The 15,546-nt window shown below is 64.9% G+C and carries 15 protein-coding genes; 8 read left to right on the forward strand and 7 right to left on the reverse strand.

Features of this window, described 5'->3' with window-relative positions; all coding sequences use genetic code 11:
• Nucleotides 1–7 precede the first annotated feature (7 nt).
• Nucleotides 8–721 (forward strand): PEP-CTERM sorting domain-containing protein, encoded by a 714-nt coding sequence (locus tag BW994_RS20120; RefSeq protein ID WP_029310520.1) that lies wholly within the window; start codon nt 8–10, stop codon nt 719–721.
• Here the strand turns inward: BW994_RS20120 and BW994_RS04660 are convergent, their stop codons facing one another.
• Nucleotides 722–1,843 (reverse strand): GNAT family N-acetyltransferase, encoded by a 1,122-nt coding sequence (locus BW994_RS04660; RefSeq protein WP_139333982.1) that lies wholly within the window; start codon nt 1,841–1,843, stop codon nt 722–724.
• A gap of 33 nt (nt 1,844–1,876) precedes the next feature.
• Here BW994_RS04660 and BW994_RS04665 point away from each other — a divergent pair, with 33 nt between their 5' ends.
• The 5 genes from BW994_RS04665 (at nt 1,877) to BW994_RS04685 (ending at nt 7,583) form a co-directional block, all read left to right on the forward strand.
• Nucleotides 1,877–2,902, forward strand: coding sequence for a polysaccharide deacetylase family protein (locus BW994_RS04665; protein ID WP_051657125.1), 1,026 nt, complete (start codon nt 1,877–1,879; stop codon nt 2,900–2,902).
• Complete coding sequence (locus BW994_RS04670) at nt 2,899–4,161, forward strand: glycosyltransferase family 4 protein (RefSeq protein WP_029310523.1); 1,263 nt, start codon at nt 2,899–2,901, stop codon at nt 4,159–4,161. Before BW994_RS04665 ends, BW994_RS04670 begins: the two co-directional genes overlap by 4 nt.
• 6 nt (nt 4,162–4,167) lie before the next feature.
• Nucleotides 4,168–5,211 (forward strand): GNAT family N-acetyltransferase, encoded by a 1,044-nt coding sequence (locus BW994_RS04675; RefSeq protein ID WP_051657116.1) that lies wholly within the window; start codon nt 4,168–4,170, stop codon nt 5,209–5,211.
• 162 nt (nt 5,212–5,373) lie between these two features.
• Nucleotides 5,374–6,486: a glycosyltransferase family 4 protein gene (locus BW994_RS04680; RefSeq protein ID WP_029310525.1), complete on the forward strand. Its 1,113-nt coding sequence runs from the start codon at nt 5,374–5,376 to the stop codon at nt 6,484–6,486.
• Entirely contained in the window at nt 6,483–7,583 is a 1,101-nt protein-coding gene (locus BW994_RS04685) for a glycosyltransferase family 4 protein (RefSeq protein WP_029310526.1), read from the forward strand. The genes BW994_RS04680 and BW994_RS04685 overlap by 4 nt, the downstream gene beginning before the upstream one ends.
• On the opposite strand, the gene BW994_RS04690 is transcribed toward BW994_RS04685, so the two are convergent.
• Nucleotides 7,580–7,837 (reverse strand): hypothetical protein, encoded by a 258-nt coding sequence (locus BW994_RS04690; protein WP_217696437.1) that lies wholly within the window; start codon nt 7,835–7,837, stop codon nt 7,580–7,582. The two genes, BW994_RS04685 and BW994_RS04690, sit on opposite strands and share 4 nt — an antisense overlap.
• Nucleotides 7,838–8,142: 305 nt before the next feature.
• Here BW994_RS04690 and asnB point away from each other — a divergent pair, with 305 nt between their 5' ends.
• Together asnB and BW994_RS04700 are read left to right on the forward strand one after the other, a co-directional pair.
• Nucleotides 8,143–10,074 (forward strand): asparagine synthase (glutamine-hydrolyzing), encoded by a 1,932-nt coding sequence (gene asnB, locus BW994_RS04695; RefSeq protein WP_029310528.1) that lies wholly within the window; start codon nt 8,143–8,145, stop codon nt 10,072–10,074.
• Nucleotides 10,075–10,078: 4 nt separating this feature from the next.
• Complete coding sequence (locus tag BW994_RS04700; protein WP_029310529.1) at nt 10,079–11,608, forward strand: oligosaccharide flippase family protein; 1,530 nt, start codon at nt 10,079–10,081, stop codon at nt 11,606–11,608.
• A 43-nt stretch (nt 11,609–11,651) separates the two neighbouring features.
• On the opposite strand, the gene BW994_RS04705 is transcribed toward BW994_RS04700, so the two are convergent.
• The 5 genes from BW994_RS04705 to rpmG form a co-directional block, all read right to left on the reverse strand.
• Nucleotides 11,652–12,347: a YoaK family protein gene (locus tag BW994_RS04705; protein WP_029310530.1), complete on the reverse strand. Its 696-nt coding sequence runs from the start codon at nt 12,345–12,347 to the stop codon at nt 11,652–11,654.
• Nucleotides 12,348–12,410: 63 nt separating this feature from the next.
• Complete coding sequence (locus tag BW994_RS04710) at nt 12,411–13,871, reverse strand: sodium:solute symporter family protein (RefSeq protein WP_029310531.1); 1,461 nt, start codon at nt 13,869–13,871, stop codon at nt 12,411–12,413.
• Nucleotides 13,868–14,065, reverse strand: coding sequence for a DUF3311 domain-containing protein (locus tag BW994_RS04715; protein WP_029310532.1), 198 nt, complete (start codon nt 14,063–14,065; stop codon nt 13,868–13,870). The genes BW994_RS04710 and BW994_RS04715 overlap by 4 nt, the downstream gene beginning before the upstream one ends.
• A 190-nt stretch (nt 14,066–14,255) precedes the next feature.
• Nucleotides 14,256–15,329 carry a zinc-binding metallopeptidase family protein gene (locus BW994_RS04720; RefSeq protein WP_029310533.1) on the reverse strand — a complete coding sequence of 358 codons (1,074 nt, stop codon included), beginning with the start codon at nt 15,327–15,329 and terminating at the stop codon, nt 14,256–14,258.
• Nucleotides 15,330–15,363: 34 nt separating this feature from the next.
• Nucleotides 15,364–15,531, reverse strand: a complete 168-nt coding sequence (rpmG, locus tag BW994_RS04725) for a 50S ribosomal protein L33 (protein ID WP_029310534.1) — start codon at nt 15,529–15,531, stop codon at nt 15,364–15,366.
• Between the last annotated feature and the right edge of the window lie 15 nt (nt 15,532–15,546).

A 15,546-nucleotide genomic window follows, 5' to 3' on the forward strand; every position in this document is an offset into this window, starting at 1 on the left:
TTGTTTTATGAAAAAACTCAAAGCCGTCCTACTCGCCAACGCCCTCGTGCTCGGCCTCAGCGGTATCGCCCATGCGGGCCTCGCGCTCAACGATACCTACCAGTTTTCGGTCTGGAGCGGCACTTACACATCGCTCGGCATCACCGGTAACGCCACCACCAATCTTGGCGATGAGCCGACTGGTGCTCCCACGGCCCAGTTTACCTACACCGGCCCGCTCAACTTCGTTAACGACGGATCACAATCCAGCACCAATCTCGCCGGCGCATTTTTCGGCACCTACGCCAGCGGTATCGATGCGAACGGCTTCGTAAGCAACACGGGTCAGTACTCCGGCGCCGCCGATTTCCTCGCGCACGATCAACTGAGCAGCATCGGTCTGAGCGGCAACGCACTTGTCACTTACATGATGATCACCGGGGTCTACACCGCTGCCGCCGGTACCAATGTCACCATCAGCCATGATGACGGTGCCTCGCTCTATGCCGGTATCGGCAACACCCCGGTCATTCAGAGCGGTTCATTCACCGGACAGATTCCCTCACCCGGCGTCCTGCCCGTAGCGACCGATGCACCATTCCGACTTGTCTATGTCGAAGCCAACGGCGCTCCCTCGGTCCTGCAGGTTTCGGTTCCGGAACCCGGTTCACTCGCCCTGCTCGGCACCGGTCTGCTCGGCCTTGGCCTCGTCCTGCGCCGCCGCAACCGCAACCGCACCTGATCAGCCACGCCAACGCGCGATCCTGGCGCGAGTTGCCAGGATCGCCGCGGCCACACTCCGGCGCGGTGCCGCGCGCATCCAGCGCATCGCCACGCTGCCATCCGCCAGGCTGGTCTTGTACCGGTCATCCCCCGCCAGAAAATCGTAACCATCCAGCCCAAGCGCCTGATAATGCCGCATCGCCGCGACATGGCACACCAAGCCGGGTTTTTCATGCGGTTGCGCCGGATCATACGCAAACCCGCTCTGATACGAGCTGACCCGGCCGCGCCACACGAAATTATACAAATACCCGATCACCCGGTCCCCCGCCGCCACCCGCAGCACATCGACCGCACCGCACGCCACACCGCGCGCCACCAGCGCCGCATGAAACCGCCCAAACCCAGCCCCGGCGAACGCCCCCGCCTTGCCGCGCGTCTCCCACGTCTGCCGGTGCAAATCCGCCAGCGCCGCCAGCCAGGCCTCTGCCTCCACCACCGTTGCCGCCCGCGCCACCGAAATCGGGCCGCTGGCCTCATACCGCCGCCACGCCCGGTTGATCTGCTGGCGCGTATTGGCGGAAATAACATCGAGGCAATCGGCCCCCGCCGCCCGCAACCGCGCGAGGTCGCGCCACGGTGCCGCGCGCAGCATCCCGCCATCCGTCACGCCGGCCAACCGCGCCGCCGCCGCATCCTCCGGGCCAAGACCCGACAGGCGCAATATCCAGCCCAACCCGGCACGCGGCCGCAGCGCAGCCTCAAACCATGCCGCCCGCGCCTCCGGCCGGTCCCGCACCACCAGCGGCCCGTTATGTTCGATGAACACGCTGTCCTCATCCGCGACGCCGGTCTCCGCGAGCCAAAACTGGCTCAGCCCGAATCGCCGTCCACCGTAGCCCAGCAGCCCGATCGCAACGATCCGCTCCTCCGCCTCGATCGTCAGCACCAGCGCACGGCGAAACCGTTCATCGAACCGGCAGCCCAGCCACAACCACGACTGAAACACCGAGCCATCCGCCTCGGCCTCGACCCGCCGCCACAAATCCCCCAGCTGCTGCGCGTCGCCGGCCGGGCGAAGCGCCGCCACCAATCCCCGGCCGGCCGCCCATCGCTTGTTAGACCCGGCCATCCATGTCATCGTGCCATCGTATTGGAATTGCCGAAAGCCGCAATGTTCCCGGATATCCTGCCGAACCCCCGCGCCGTGAGCATGCGCCAGCCCACCCGTGTCGCCACCGTGCTGATCGACACCGAGGAGGATTTCGACTGGGCGGACCCGACCGAAGGCACCGACTACGCGACCGCCTACCTGACCCGCATCGCCGATCTGCAACCCATCTTCACGGCGCATGGCGTGGTGCCGACCTATCTGGTTACCTACCCCATCCTCGAAAACCCCGACCTCGTGCGCCTGTTCGCCCGCTACCGCGATCGCGGCGAAGCGGCGCTCGGCATCCAGCTCCACCCCTGGGTCACCCCGCCGTTCGAGGGTCATGGCACCGCTGCCCAATCCTTCGGCGGCAATCTCGCGCCGGATGTCGAAGCCCGCAAGCTCGCCGCCCTGTGCACCCGCTTCACCGCCTGTTTCGGCACCGCACCGCTGGTGTTTCGCGCCGGCCGCTACGGCCTCAGCCGCCAGACCGCGACCCTGATCGAGCAGGAAGGCATCCTGATCGATACCAGCATCGCGCCGCGCACATCGATGCTCGATGAAGCCGGCCCCGACTACAGTAGGATCGATTTTTCCCCCTTCTGGTTCGGTGCCCGGCGGCCCATCCTCGAACTGCCGCTCGGCCGCGCCATCGTCGGCTGGGGCGGCAGCGCCGGCAGCCGGCTCTACCGGACCTTGATCCGCTCGAACGATGCCTGGGCGCCGCTTGCCGGCCTGCTCGCGCGTATTGGTTGCGCCGAACGCATCACCCTGTCACCGGAAGGCAACGACCCGCGGGCAATGATCCGCCTGGTCAAAGGCCTGCTCAACCGCGATCGCACCATCCTGCCGCTCAGCTTCCACAGCTCCTCGGTGGCCCCCGGCCGCAACCCCTACGTCCGCTCGCGCGCCGATCTGCACCGCTTCTACGACGATCTCTCGTCGATTCTCTGCACCCTGTCCGATGATTTCGGCTGCCGCTTTGCCGCCGCCACCGATATCCTCACCCTCCTCGATCAGCCCCCCAACCCAGGCGGCCGGCCGTGAGCGCGCGCGACGGCATCATCCTGATCGCGAATAATTTCCCGCCCGTGCAAGGCGGCTCGGCGGTGGTGTACGGCGCGCTCGCCCGCCAGGCCGCCCCGCAGGTCAGCGTGCTGGCACCGCGCGTCAGCTATACCGATGGTCTGCCTTTGATCGGCTGGCGCGAACACGACCGCGCCGCCGCCCAACCGCGATCCGGCGCGCCCGGCTACCGCGTCCACCGGCTCGCCCTGCTCCGCACCCCGATCGGTGGTCCCCAGCAGGGCGGCATCGGTCGGCTGCGCTTCATCGCGCGCGACCTGCTGATCCGGCTGCGCATCCTCGCCGCCCTGCGCGCCATGCTCGGCTCCGGGCGCATCGGGGCGGTCTGCATCGGCGAACTCGTGCCCTCCGGCTGGCTGTTCGCCGTCCTGCGCCGCTGGCCCGGCGTGCGCCGCATCGTCTATATCCACGGCGAGGAAATCACCACGCGCGATGATTACGACCCCGATTGGTCGCGCCGCCGCCGCAGCCTCGCCGCCGCCGATGCCATCATTGTGGTCAGCCGTTTCACCGCCGAAGCGGTCCGCACCCTGCTTGCCGGCACGTCCGCGCCGCCGATCGTCCTGATCGAAAACGGCGTCGATTTCCGCCGCTTCTCATCGAGCGCGCGGCGCCCCGACCTGATCGCGCATTACGGTCTGGAGGATAAATTCGTCTATGTCTCGGTCTGCCGCCTGCTCGAAAAAAAGGGCATCGATCACGCCATCCGCGCCTTCGCTTCGGTCTGGGCCGATCACCCCGAATGCCGGTTTCTGGTCGTCGGCGCCGGCCCCTTTGCCGATACCCTGCGCGCCATCGCAACCGAATCCGGTGTGGCCGATGCGGTCATTTTCGCCGGTGCGGTCGCCGATGTCGATCTGGCCGACCATTACGCGCTGGGCGATGTGTTCGTCATGCCCAACCGCGCGCTACCCTCGGGCGATACCGAAGGCTTCGGCCTGGTCTTCCTGGAAGCCAATGCCGCCGGCCTGCCGGTCATCGCCGGGCGCGACGGCGGCAGCGTCGATGCCGTGACCGATGGTATCAACGGCCTGGTGGTCGATGGCCACGCGATCCCCGCGATCGAAGCCGCCATGCGCCGCCTGCACGACGACCCAGCCCTGCGCGCCCATATCGCCGCCCAGGGGCTCGCCTGCGCCCAAGCCGCCGATTGGCAGGTCAAGGCGCGTGACTTCGTCGCCGCCTGCCTCGATCGCACGCCCACCCCCAATTCCGCATGACCCAGCATGACCGCGGATGATATCACGGCCGGCCCGGCGCGCCTCCTCGCCTGGTCAGCGCTCGACGCGCCGACCATCGCCCGCTTCGCTCATCCCACGGCCGATCTGTTCGCAAGCCATCTCTGGTTCGATCTACTGGCCCGGGCCGCCGCACCGCCGGGCCTCATAGCCGGCTGCGTCATTACCGCCGATGCCGCGATCCCAGTCTGGAGCCGGCAGGGCAGGGTGGTCGCCGGCCTGTCGAGCCCCTATTCGCTCGCCTTCACCCCACGCCTCGGCGCCACCCCGGCCGCCGCCGGCCGCACCTTCGCCCGCATCGCCCGCCGCCACGCCACACTCCGGCTCGATGCGCTCGACCCCGCTCAACCGGGCCTCGCCCCGTTCCTCGATGCGATAACGTCCAGCGGCATCATCGTGCAGCGCTTCAGCCATTTCGGCGACTGGCAAGCCCCGGTCGAAACCGACCGTTTCGATGCCTGGCTCGCCGCCCGCCCCGGCAGCCTGCGCAGCACCATCACCCGCAAACTCAAACGCGCGCGCGGCGCCACATCGTTCAGCTTCATCGACTCCGAAGCGGGCCTCGCCGCCGGCATCAGCGCCTTCGAACAGGTCTACGCCGTTTCCTGGAAACAGCCCGAACCCTTCGCCGCGTTCAACGCCGCCTGCATGCGCAGCCTCGCCGATGCCGGTCTGCTGCGTCTCGGCATTCTCGCGACAGCGTCGGGCCCGATCGCCGCGCAATACTGGGCGGTGTCCGGCGGCCGTGCCATGCTGTTGAAACTCGCGCATGACGAAGCCCACACCGCCCTATCCCCCGGTACCGTCCTGACCGCGCAGATGCTCGCCGCCATTCTGGCCCGGGATCGTCCCACCGCGCTCGATTTCGGCCGCGGCGATGATCCCTATAAACGCCTCTGGGTCGACCAGCGGCACGAACGGATCGGCGCCCTGCTGATCAACCCGCGCCGACCGGCGGGCGTGCTCGCACTGGTCCGCGGTCAGGTTGGTGCGTTAAGACGTCGGCTCAGACAAAGGAAGGACAACACTTAAGCAAGCGCTTCTTTTTTGAGAAAAAGAAGCAAAAAACTTTTGGTCCTATAGGGCTGTGCCGGTGCCAACGCCCGTGCCCCAGATTAACAAAAGTTTTTTGCTGCTTTTTTCCAAAAAAGCAGTACTTCCCTACCCCTTCCGCCGAACCAGGACCCATTCTGCATGCGTATTCTCTACAGCCACCGGATCCAGTCGCGCGATGGCCAGTCCGTCCATGTCGAAGACCTCGTCGCGGCATTCCGTGCCGCTGGCCACGAAGTTCTGGTGGTCGGCCCCTCATTTTACGAATCGACCGGCTTCGGCGCCGAAACCACCTGGGTCGCCAGGCTGCGCGCCGCCCTGCCCGGCGCAATCGGCGAACTGGCCGAACTCGCCTACAATATCCCCGCCTGGTGGCGGCTGCGCCAGGCGGCCGCCGGTTTTAACCCCGATTTCATCTACGAGCGCTACAATCTGTTCTACCTCGCCGGGATGTGGCTCGCCCGTGAGCGCAAAATCCCTTTCCTGGTCGAGGTCAATTCACCGCTCGCCGAGGAGCGCATCGCCCATGGCGGGCTGAAACTGCACGGTCTCGCCCGTTTGGCGGAGCGCGCGGTCTGGCGCGCCGCCACCCGCGTGTTCGCCGTCACCAAGGTGCTCGGCGCGCGCATCACCGCGGTCGGCGTCGATCCCGCCAACCTCGTCATCACGCCCAACGGCATCAATCTCGACCGTTTCGCGCCCCGCCCCCCAACCACCGATCGCCGCGCGGTGCTCGGCTTCATCGGTTTCGTGCGCCCCTGGCATGGTATCGAACCGGTGATCACCGCGCTGGCCGAAAGTCCGGACAAATTCGATTTCGTCATCGCCGGCGAAGGTCCCGCCCGGCCCATCCTCGAATCCATGGTCGCATCGGCCGGCCTCGCCGATCACGTCAGCTTCGCCGGCCTGGTCGCGCGCGATGCGGTGCCCGGCTTCCTTGCCGGTATCGACATCGCCCTGCAACCCCGCGCGGTCGACTACGCCTCGCCGCTCAAACTGTTCGAATACATGGCCGCCGGCTGCGCCATCGTGGCGCCGGATCAACCCAATCTGCGCGAGATCCTGGTCGATGGCGAAACTGCCCTGCTGTTCGAGCCGGAAAACTGGGCCGCGCTCTGGGCCTGTATCGCCCGCCTCGCCGCCGATCCCGCCCTGCGCGCCCGCCTCGGCCAGGCCGCGCGCGCCGAGGTGATCAGCCGTGACTACACCTGGGCCGGCAACGCGCGCCGGGTCATCGCATCGCTGCCGTCATGAGCCGCAAGCAGCGCATCCTGCACGTCTTCCCGAGCTTCGCCGCCGGTGGCGCACAGATGCGCATGGCCGCACTCGCCAATTATTTCGGCGCACGTTTCGCCCACACGATCATCGCGCTTGATCACGAGACCACCTGCCGCGATCGGCTCGACCCGGCGCTGGATGTAGCATTTCCTGCCGCGCCCGCGATGCGCCAGCCCTTGCCGCAGCGCCTGCTCACGATCGCCGCAGCCATGCGCACCCACCAGCCGGATCTCCTGATGACCAGCAACTGGGGCGCGATCGAATGGGCGATCGCCAACCGGCTGGGCCCGCGCATCCGCCACATCCACACCGAGGATGGCTTCGGCCGTGACGAGCGCGACCGCCAACTGCCGCGCCGGGTATGGACGCGCCGGCTGATCCTCCGATCGAGCACAACGATCGTCCCCTCGCAGACCTTGCTGGACACCGCGACCACCATCTGGCGCCTGCCGCCCCGCGCCCTGCACTACATTCCCAACGGCATCGATCTTGCCACATTCACCCCGGCCGCCGCGCCGCGCAACGGTCCGCCGGTGATCGGCTGCGTCGCCGCCTTGCGGCCGGAGAAAAATCTGGCCCGCCTGCTCCGCGCCGCCGCCATCGCGCGGCGTCACCACGCGTTCGATCTGGTCCTGCTGGGCGACGGGCCGGATCGCGCCGCCCTCGAAGCCCTGGCAAACGACCTGTCCCTCCCGGTCCGCTTTCTCGGCGCGCTGGCCGAGCCTGCCCCGGTATATCGCGAGTTCACCATCTTCGCATTGAGTTCGGATACTGAGCAGATGCCCCTGTCGGTGATGGAGGCCATGGCGTCGGGCCTGCCCGTCGTCACCACGCGCGTCGGCGATATCGCCCGCATGGTCGCACCGGAGAACCTCGATTTCCTGACCGCGCGCGATGATCAGGCGATGGCCGATGCCATGGGTGAATTACTCGCGGACCCGGCACGACAGACCTCGATCGGTCTTGCGAACCGTCGCCACGCCGAACAGCATTTCGATTTCAGCGTTATGGCAGCGCGCTGGCAGGCCCTGATGGCGCCGGACGAACCGCGCGCGGCGCCAGACGCAGCCTAAAAAATCCGCATTCCAAGTTCAATGATCGCCCACCAGCAAATCAAAGCCAGTGCGATCATGATCGGAATCGCCATGCGCAGACTGAGCCGCTCATGATCCCCCGCCCCGAGACCAGGCTGCACCTGATCATCGGTCTGATCCCAGTTGCGCCGGTCCGGCCGCACCAGCACGGTCCGCCTGCGCAGACCAAAGCCCCAGCCACGCCGGCCGGCCGGTCCGTCGAAGCCACCCGCACTGTTGGGGCGCTTCGTCATGATGTGCGACAAGGAACGATAGATGAGCACTCCCTTCGAACGATAGACAACACCGAGACCCATGAACTGATTCCCAAAAAATGACTATCGCACCATTTTTGAACTTCGTCTTGATCATTCATATTAAAAAGCTGTTAACACAAGGTTAATTGTCCAGAAGAAAAGGAAATGGACCGGCCGCAGCCGTCGTTGTTCGCGTATCGGTAGGTGAGGTTTCATGATATCGTGTCGCTATTATTGATGGTTCGACGTCCAGCGCCGGTCAATTTCGCGTCCCGGTCGGACGTATCGGGAGATTTGAGTAGATGTGTGGTTTTACCGGATTATTCGCCCCGCGGACCGCGCGGTGCGACGCGCGTGACATCGACACCGCGCTACTGCATCGCATGACGGCGGCAATCGCCCATCGCGGTCCCGACGACGAGGGATTTCATACCGAACCTGGGATCGGCCTCGGGTTTCGCCGCCTCGCCATCATCGATCTCGCCGCCGGCCACCAGCCGATGGCGAACGAGGACGGAACCGTCACCATCGCCTTCAACGGCGAGATCTATAATTTCCAGTCGCTGCGCGACGAGTTGCTCGGGCTCGGCCATGTCTTCGCGACGCATTGCGACACCGAGGTGATCATCCACGGCTGGGAAAGCTGGGGCCTCGCCGTGCTGGACCGGCTGGACGGCTTCTTTGCCTTCGCGCTGTGGGACCGCCAGCAGGCAACCCTCCTGCTCGCCCGCGACCGGCTGGGCAAAAAACCACTTTATTACGGCACCGCCCCCGATGGTAATTTGGCCTTCGGCTCCGAACTCGCTGCCCTGACGCCGGTTCCCGGCCTCACCGACCGGCTCGATCCCGCCGCCCTCGAAGATTATCTGGCGTTCGGCTATGTCCCAGACCCGGCCTCGATCTATCAGCGCATCCGAAAACTGCCGCCCGCGCATTTCATGCTGATCGAGGCTGGCGCACCGCTGCCGCCGCCCCGCCGCTACTGGACCCTGCCGGAACCCACCACCCCGCCAGCGAGCCTCGATGAGGCCGCCGCCGATTTGCGCACAAGGCTCGACAAGGCTGTCGCCGCCCGCATGATCGCGGATGTGCCGCTCGGCGCGTTTCTCTCGGGCGGCGTCGATTCCAGCGCCATCGTCGCCCTGGCCGCGCGCCACGCCAAATCGCCCTTGCAAAGCTTCACCATCGGCTTTCCCGGTACCACCGATGAACGCGCCACCGCCGCCGCCATGGCAGAGCATTGCGGGGCGCTCCATACGTCAGAAGTGGTCGCACCGACCGACGTGATCGACGCTGCCCGCCACCAGGCCGAGGTGTTCGGCGAACCGTTCGGCGATCATTCCTCGGTCCCCAGCCTCGCCGTCGCCAGGCTGGCACGCGCCGGTGTCAAGGTCGCGTTGTCCGGCGACGGTGGCGATGAGGTGTTCGGCGGCTACCGCCGCTATCGCTGGCATGCCATCGCCGATCAGGCCCGCCGGCTGCTGCCCGATCGCGCCCGCCGCGCCTTGCTCGCCCCGATCGCCGCCGCCTATCCCAAGCTCGACCGCGCGCCCGCCTGGCTGCGCGCGAAAACCACCCTCACCGAAATCAGCCTCGATTCCGCCCATGGCTATTACCGAACCCTTTGCAAACTACAGGATACCGAGCGGCGCGGCCTGATGTCGCCCGCGTTGCGATCCCTGCTCGATGGCCACGACCCCGCCGCCGGTATCATCGCCGCCCTCGATACCGACGCCGATCCCCTGCGCGCCGCCCAGATGGTCGATCTCGCGACCTATCTGCCTGGCGATATTCTGGTGAAGGTTGATCGCACCAGCATGCGCAGCGGCGTCGAAGTCCGCTCGCCGCTGCTAGATCCCGCACTGCTCGCCTGGGGCATGGGCCTGCCGCCGGCCCTGAAGCTACGCGCCGGGCAGGGCAAATCGGTCCTGCGCGCAGCCGTCGCGCCGCTGCTGCCGCGCGACGTGCTCGATCGGCCGAAACAGGGGTTCGTCGCGCCGATTTCCGCCGAGTTGCGCCGCGCCGCGCCGCGCCTGCGCGGCACGTTGCTCGGCGCCGCGATGCTCGATACCGGCTGGTTCGACGGTGCGGCGATCGGCCGCATGATCGACCAGCACGAATCGGGGCAGCACGATCACGGCTGGAAACTCTGGCACCTGCTGGTGCTGGAAGGGTTTCTCGCCCGCCACGCTGGCGCCGCCATGCCCGCCGCCACCCCAGTCCTGGTCGCCTGAGCACATGGCCGATCCGATCGATCTCCCGGCCGATGCCGGGCTGAAAAGCCTCGCCCGTGAAGGCTCCGTTCTCTCGCGTACAGCGCGCGGGGCCGGTTGGATCGTCGGCTGGCGGTTCATCAACCGCATTCTTGGGCTGATGAGCACCCTGATCCTGGTGCGCCTGCTCGCCCCCTCGGCATTCGGCATTGTCGCACTCTCGATGAATTTGATGTTCAGCCTTGCCCAATTGTCCGAAGTCGGCATCCAGGGCGCGATCATCCGCAACGAGCGCCCCGATCGCGAATTATACGACACCGGCTTCACCATCAACGCGATCCGCGGCTTCGCCACCGGCATCATCATTGCCGCATTCGCCGTCCCGATCGCCGGGTTTTTCCACAATCCAGACATGGTCGACGTGCTCTACGTCGTTGCGATCGGCAGTTGTGTCAGCGCGCTCGAAAACATCGGCGTGGTCGATTTCGTCCGCTTCATCGCGTTCGACAAGGAGTTTCAATACAAGCTGGTGCCGCGGATCATTTCGGTGATTTCCGGCATCGTGCTCGCCTTCTGGCTGCGCAATTACTGGGCATTGGTGTTCGCGATCCTGATCAATCAGGTCGCGACCGTGGCGATCAGCTACTGGATCCATCCCTACCGGCCGCAGTTCACCCTGTCCGGATGGCGGCGGATTTCCGGCTATTCCAGCATGATCTGGCTGCTCAATCTGGTCGGCGTCGTGCAGAGTGCCACCAGCAACATCGTGATTGGGCGGGTTTCCGGTACTGCGGATGTCGGGATCTACGGCGTGGGTGCGGAAATTTCCGGCCTGCCGAGTTCGGAACTGATCGGCCCGCTCTGCCGCGCCGCTTTCGCCGGCTTTTCCGAGGCGCGACAGGCCGGCGACAACGGTGCCGTGATGATGCTGCGCCTGCTCGGACTGATGGCGTTGATCACGGTGCCCGCCGGTTTCGGCTTGTCGCTGATCGCCTACCCAATCATCAAGCTCGGCTTTGGCGCAAAATGGCTCGGCGCGGTGCCGATCCTGGAGATTTTCGGGATTGCCACGACCGTGACGATCTTCGGCTCGATCGCAACCACCCTGTTTGCGGTACAGGCATGGCTCAAGGCCAGCCTGAAGCTCGATATCGGGCTCACCATCCTGCGCGTCGGCCTGCTGCTGGCCCTGGTGCCGCGCTACGGGCTGATCGGCGCGGCGGTGGCTGTCTCGATCGTCGATGTCGTCGCCCAGGCAGTCTATTTCATGGTGATGACACAGCGCCTGCATGTTGGCATCGCCGCCATTTTCGCGCGGGTGTGGCGCACGCTGATCGGTGCCGGCGTGATGACGGCCGTGCTGCTGACGGCGCATCTCGGCTGGGGCACCTGGGCGGGACGCAACTTGATACTGGCTACCCACATGGCGGGTGCCATCGCGCTCGGTGTCGCGAGTTACGGGTTGACCGTTCTCAGTCTTTGGCTGATCAGCGGTCGCCCGGACGGGGCTGAAGCCGATCTGCTGCTATCGGTGCGCCGCCTGTTAAAGCGCTGAACGAACTGGCTCCGCGTTCGATGCGACCACTTTCGGCAAATGTTCAGGCACGCGACCGAACCAAACGCGCGGTCTGCAATGCAAGCAGCACCGCGAGCATCGGCGGCAGCGCAATCACCGCCGGCCACCCATTCGTCAAAGCGGCCGACGTGGCTGCCCCCACCAGATATAACGACATCGCGCCGATCTGACGCCAGGTGATCGGCTTGAGCCCCCCGCTCGGCGTTCCCGGGCGAAGCGCGCGGATCACGCCCATCATGATCATCGTCAAAGTGGTGGTGAACACCACCGTCGGAATCCCCGGCAGATCGATCGCGCGCGCCGCCACGCTTTGAACACCCATGGCACCCGCCGCCAACAGGATCAGCACGAATAACGGCGCATGATACACCGGATGCGGCAGCACCGCCCACAGCACCGCGACGCCGATCAGACAGATCGATTCGACCAGCAGCAACCGATGAACCTGTATCGCGGGTGATGCTGTCTTGTCATGCAGCAACGTCGCGGCACCGCTGCCGATCGCAAAGCCCGCGAGCGCTGCCAGCGATCGCGCGGCATCGAGCAGATGCCCCCGGCCGAGGGCCAGCCCCAGCAGCGCCGTGTTCCCGGTCATCGCCGAGGTAAACACGTCGTGCAGTTTGAGGAAGGCGAACACATCGGCGCTGCCGGCGGCAAACGCCAGCGCACCGATGATCCGGTCCGCTGGCGTCAGAGTTGGGGTGTTGGCATGGTCCATACGGCGGGTCTATTCCACATTGCCCGCCGAATGGACAGCACCGCCGATCGCGGATGGGTCGTCTTATTCCGCCGCCAACAGCGCACTCCGTCGCGTTGCGGCACTGACCACGGCGAGCACCACGATATTGGCGATCAACGCGATGATGCCGACGTTCAGGTCCTTGATCGCCTGCGGCAGAAACGGCATCAGGCTGCCGACCGAGGCATGGCTGAACGTGAGCCAGGCCGCAACGCCGACACCGACCACAATCCCAGCCATCGCCCCCTGGCGGGTCGCGCCGGAGTTGGGAAACAGGCTGGCCACCAGGGCCGGGAACATCTGTGTCACGAAACTGTAGCCGACCAGCAGGAGCGTCACGATGGTCGAATTGCCCGTGAGCGTAAAGAACACGGCAATCGCCATCACCACCGGTACCAGACATTTTGCCAGAAACACGATCTGATCATCGGTCGCGTTCTTGTTGTAGGCACCGTAAAGATTGCGCGCGGTCAGGGTCGCCGCGGTCATCGTGATCATCGACCCGGGGACGAGGGCGGTGAGCACGCCGGCGGCGCCGACGATGCCGACGGCCCAGGGCGGCAAGGTCGCCACCACCAGTTTGAACAGCGCGAGATTACTGGCGGCCCCTTTGAGAGCAGGAATTTTCAGCACCGCAGCGAAGCCGACGAAATAGACGAACAACAGGATCAGCTGATAAATCGGCAACACCATCGCGTTCTTGCGGAACACCTTGGCCTCGCGCGCGGTGTAGCAACTGGCCAGCGAATGCGGCCACATGAAGAAGCCGAGTGCGGTGAGCAGCACCGTCGAGACGAACCACCAGACCGATTGCCCCTTGGGCGCGAAGGTGAGGAAGCCGGGCTTGGCCTTGGCGATTTCCGTAAACATCGCGCCGACGCCGCCGTACAGATGAATCGGCAGATAAATCCCAAGGAACAGCACGACTGACAGGATCATGATATCCTTGGCCACCGCGGTCCACGCCGAGCCGCGCACTCCGGAGCTGATCACATAGATGGTGACCACGACAGCACCGATCAGAACGGCCACCGTGTTGGAAATCCCGCCATAACCGGCAGCGACGACGATGATACCAAGGCCGGTGAGTTGCAGCACCAAGTAGGGAATCAGAGCGACGATATCGACCAAAGCGACGATGATGCCCAGTGCCGGACTGTCGTATTTATGCGCAAAAAAATCGGGCTGAGAGACTAGATGATGCTGCTTGGCGTAAGTCCAGACCTTCGGCAGCATGAAATAGCCGAGCACATAGGCGATCGTGCCATAGGCCAGAATGTAATAGGCCGGCGCGCCCTGGCCGTAGGCGAAGCCCGAAGCGCCGAGGAAGGTGAAGGTAGTATAGATTTCGCCGGCCAGCAGCAGAAATACCAGAACGAACCCGAAACCGCGATTGCCGACGGTCCATTCTTCGAGCCCCATGGTATGGCCGCTCCGCGCGCCGATACCGAGCAACAGCGCAAACACAGCCGTGAGGCCGAGCAGGATCAGGGCGATCGTCATCGCGCATCTCCCCGATTAGCGGGATCGATGGCGTAGACGATGCCCATGATGATCGCGAGCAGCACGATCCAGACGGAGATCCATCCGAGCGGGAACGGCATACCCAGAATGAGCGGGTGGACGTGGTTGTGAACAACCGGCCCTGCCAGCATCAGAATGCATGGAACGACAGCAAGCCATTGAAATGGTTTCATAATTGCCCCCTTGTTATGTGTGCCCAGCGCTTCTTTGCAACACTGTGTGCCGAGACGGAGTTGCTGACAAGCGGAGGTGGAGGGGCAGATGGCCAGATTTGCCTTTTATCAACGGGTCAGGCGTGGCGCCGCACGCGCTCGTCACAATCCCGATCGGGACCAGGAGAGTTGCACCACCAGACAGGCGTCTTCAGCGTCGGCGGACGAGATCGTTGATGAAGCCGAGTTTTTCGATCACCGCGGGCGACAGGATGAATGGATAGAGGTCGCCATGCCCCATACTGCGCGCCAGGCTGTTCATGGCAAACGTCAGCGGCAGCCACATAGCGACCATCTCCTCGATGGATTTCGCGCGATACGGGTCGAAATCGGCCGCCAGCGGTGCGGTGCCGGCGGCCTCACCGGGTGGCTTTACCCGCAAGCCGAAGGCGGTTGCGGTTTCGATCGTATCGACGATGTGGAGATACTGTGCCCAGGTCTCTGCGAAATCTTCCCACGGATGGGCCGTGGCATAGGCACTGATATAATGGTCCTGCCACCCGGGCGGTGCCCCTTCGGCGTAATGGCGCTTCAGCGCTTCGGCATAATCCTGCCGGTCATCGCCGAACAAGGCACGGCAATCGGCGAGCTTGTCGCCGTCGCGCACCAGGATGTCCCAGTAGAAATTGCCGATCTCGTGCCGGAAATGTCCCGACAGGGTCCGGTAGGGTTCGCCCATCGCGGCCCGGTTGCGCTCGCGGATCGCGTCTTCCGCCTCCTCGATATTCAGGACGATCACGCCTTCGTCGTGGCCGGTCAACGGCTTCGGCTTGCCGGGGACGGGCGCGAGGAAATGAAACTCCAGCCCATGGGCCGGATCTTCAAGGCGGTCGGGAATCGGCAAGCCGAGCTGGCGAAGCGTGTAGATCAGCCAATGCTCCGCCAACTCGATCCGGCGGAACCGCGCCAGGTTGGTCGTGTCATCGAGGTCGGGCACAATCCGGTTGAACCGGCATGCCTCGCACAACACCGCGCCATTGCCCAACTCGGCCGGTACCACCCAGTTGCACGCGTCATACAACGCATTCGCGCAGAACCGAACCCGCCGATCAGGCGCCGCCAGCGGCTGCCACAAACCGGCCGAGCCCGCCTCTTCATCCAGACACACCAATGCACTCAGCGTATCTGTATCAGACAGATAGCCGAGCCAGTGGTTACAGGACTCACAGTACCGATTTTCGAAGTAAAGCCGGGCACCGCAGAATTGGCAAAGAAATAATCGCATGACGCACGCCCCCACCGGGGCGGTTTCGCCAAGATTACTTGATCTTGGCTTCCTTGAACGCGACGTGCTTGCGCACCACCGGGTCATATTTCCGGAACTCGAGCTTACCCGTCTGTGCCTTCGCGTTCTTGCGAGTCACATAGAAAAAGCCGGTGTCGGCGGTGGAAATCAGTTTGATCTGGACAGTGCTTGATTTGGCCATGAGTGTTCTCCGATG

It is taken from the genome of Acidiphilium rubrum, assembly GCF_900156265.1.
Taxonomy (GTDB): domain Bacteria; phylum Pseudomonadota; class Alphaproteobacteria; order Acetobacterales; family Acetobacteraceae; genus Acidiphilium; species Acidiphilium rubrum.

Bases quoted from the DNA above. Each gene is read 5' to 3' on its own strand.
- BW994_RS20120 (WP_029310520.1), top strand. From the start codon at position 8: ATGAAAAAACTCAAAGCCGTCCTACTCGCCAACGCCCTCGTGCTCGGC.
- BW994_RS04700 (WP_029310529.1), top strand. From the start codon at position 10,079: ATGGCCGATCCGATCGATCTCCCGGCCGATGCCGGGCTGAAAAGCCTC.
- BW994_RS04665 (WP_051657125.1), top strand. From the start codon at position 1,877: ATGTTCCCGGATATCCTGCCGAACCCCCGCGCCGTGAGCATGCGCCAG.
- BW994_RS04710 (WP_029310531.1), bottom strand. From the start codon at position 13,871: ATGACGATCGCCCTGATCCTGCTCGGCCTCACGGCTGTGTTTGCGCTG.
- BW994_RS04720 (WP_029310533.1), bottom strand. From the start codon at position 15,329: ATGCGATTATTTCTTTGCCAATTCTGCGGTGCCCGGCTTTACTTCGAA.
- BW994_RS04705 (WP_029310530.1), bottom strand. From the start codon at position 12,347: ATGGACCATGCCAACACCCCAACTCTGACGCCAGCGGACCGGATCATC.
- rpmG (WP_029310534.1), bottom strand. From the start codon at position 15,531: ATGGCCAAATCAAGCACTGTCCAGATCAAACTGATTTCCACCGCCGAC.
- asnB (WP_029310528.1), top strand. From the start codon at position 8,143: ATGTGTGGTTTTACCGGATTATTCGCCCCGCGGACCGCGCGGTGCGAC.
- BW994_RS04675 (WP_051657116.1), top strand. From the start codon at position 4,168: ATGACCGCGGATGATATCACGGCCGGCCCGGCGCGCCTCCTCGCCTGG.
- BW994_RS04660 (WP_139333982.1), bottom strand. From the start codon at position 1,843: ATGACATGGATGGCCGGGTCTAACAAGCGATGGGCGGCCGGCCGGGGA.
- BW994_RS04680 (WP_029310525.1), top strand. From the start codon at position 5,374: ATGCGTATTCTCTACAGCCACCGGATCCAGTCGCGCGATGGCCAGTCC.
- BW994_RS04685 (WP_029310526.1), top strand. From the start codon at position 6,483: ATGAGCCGCAAGCAGCGCATCCTGCACGTCTTCCCGAGCTTCGCCGCC.
- BW994_RS04690 (WP_217696437.1), bottom strand. From the start codon at position 7,837: ATGACGAAGCGCCCCAACAGTGCGGGTGGCTTCGACGGACCGGCCGGC.
- BW994_RS04715 (WP_029310532.1), bottom strand. From the start codon at position 14,065: ATGAAACCATTTCAATGGCTTGCTGTCGTTCCATGCATTCTGATGCTG.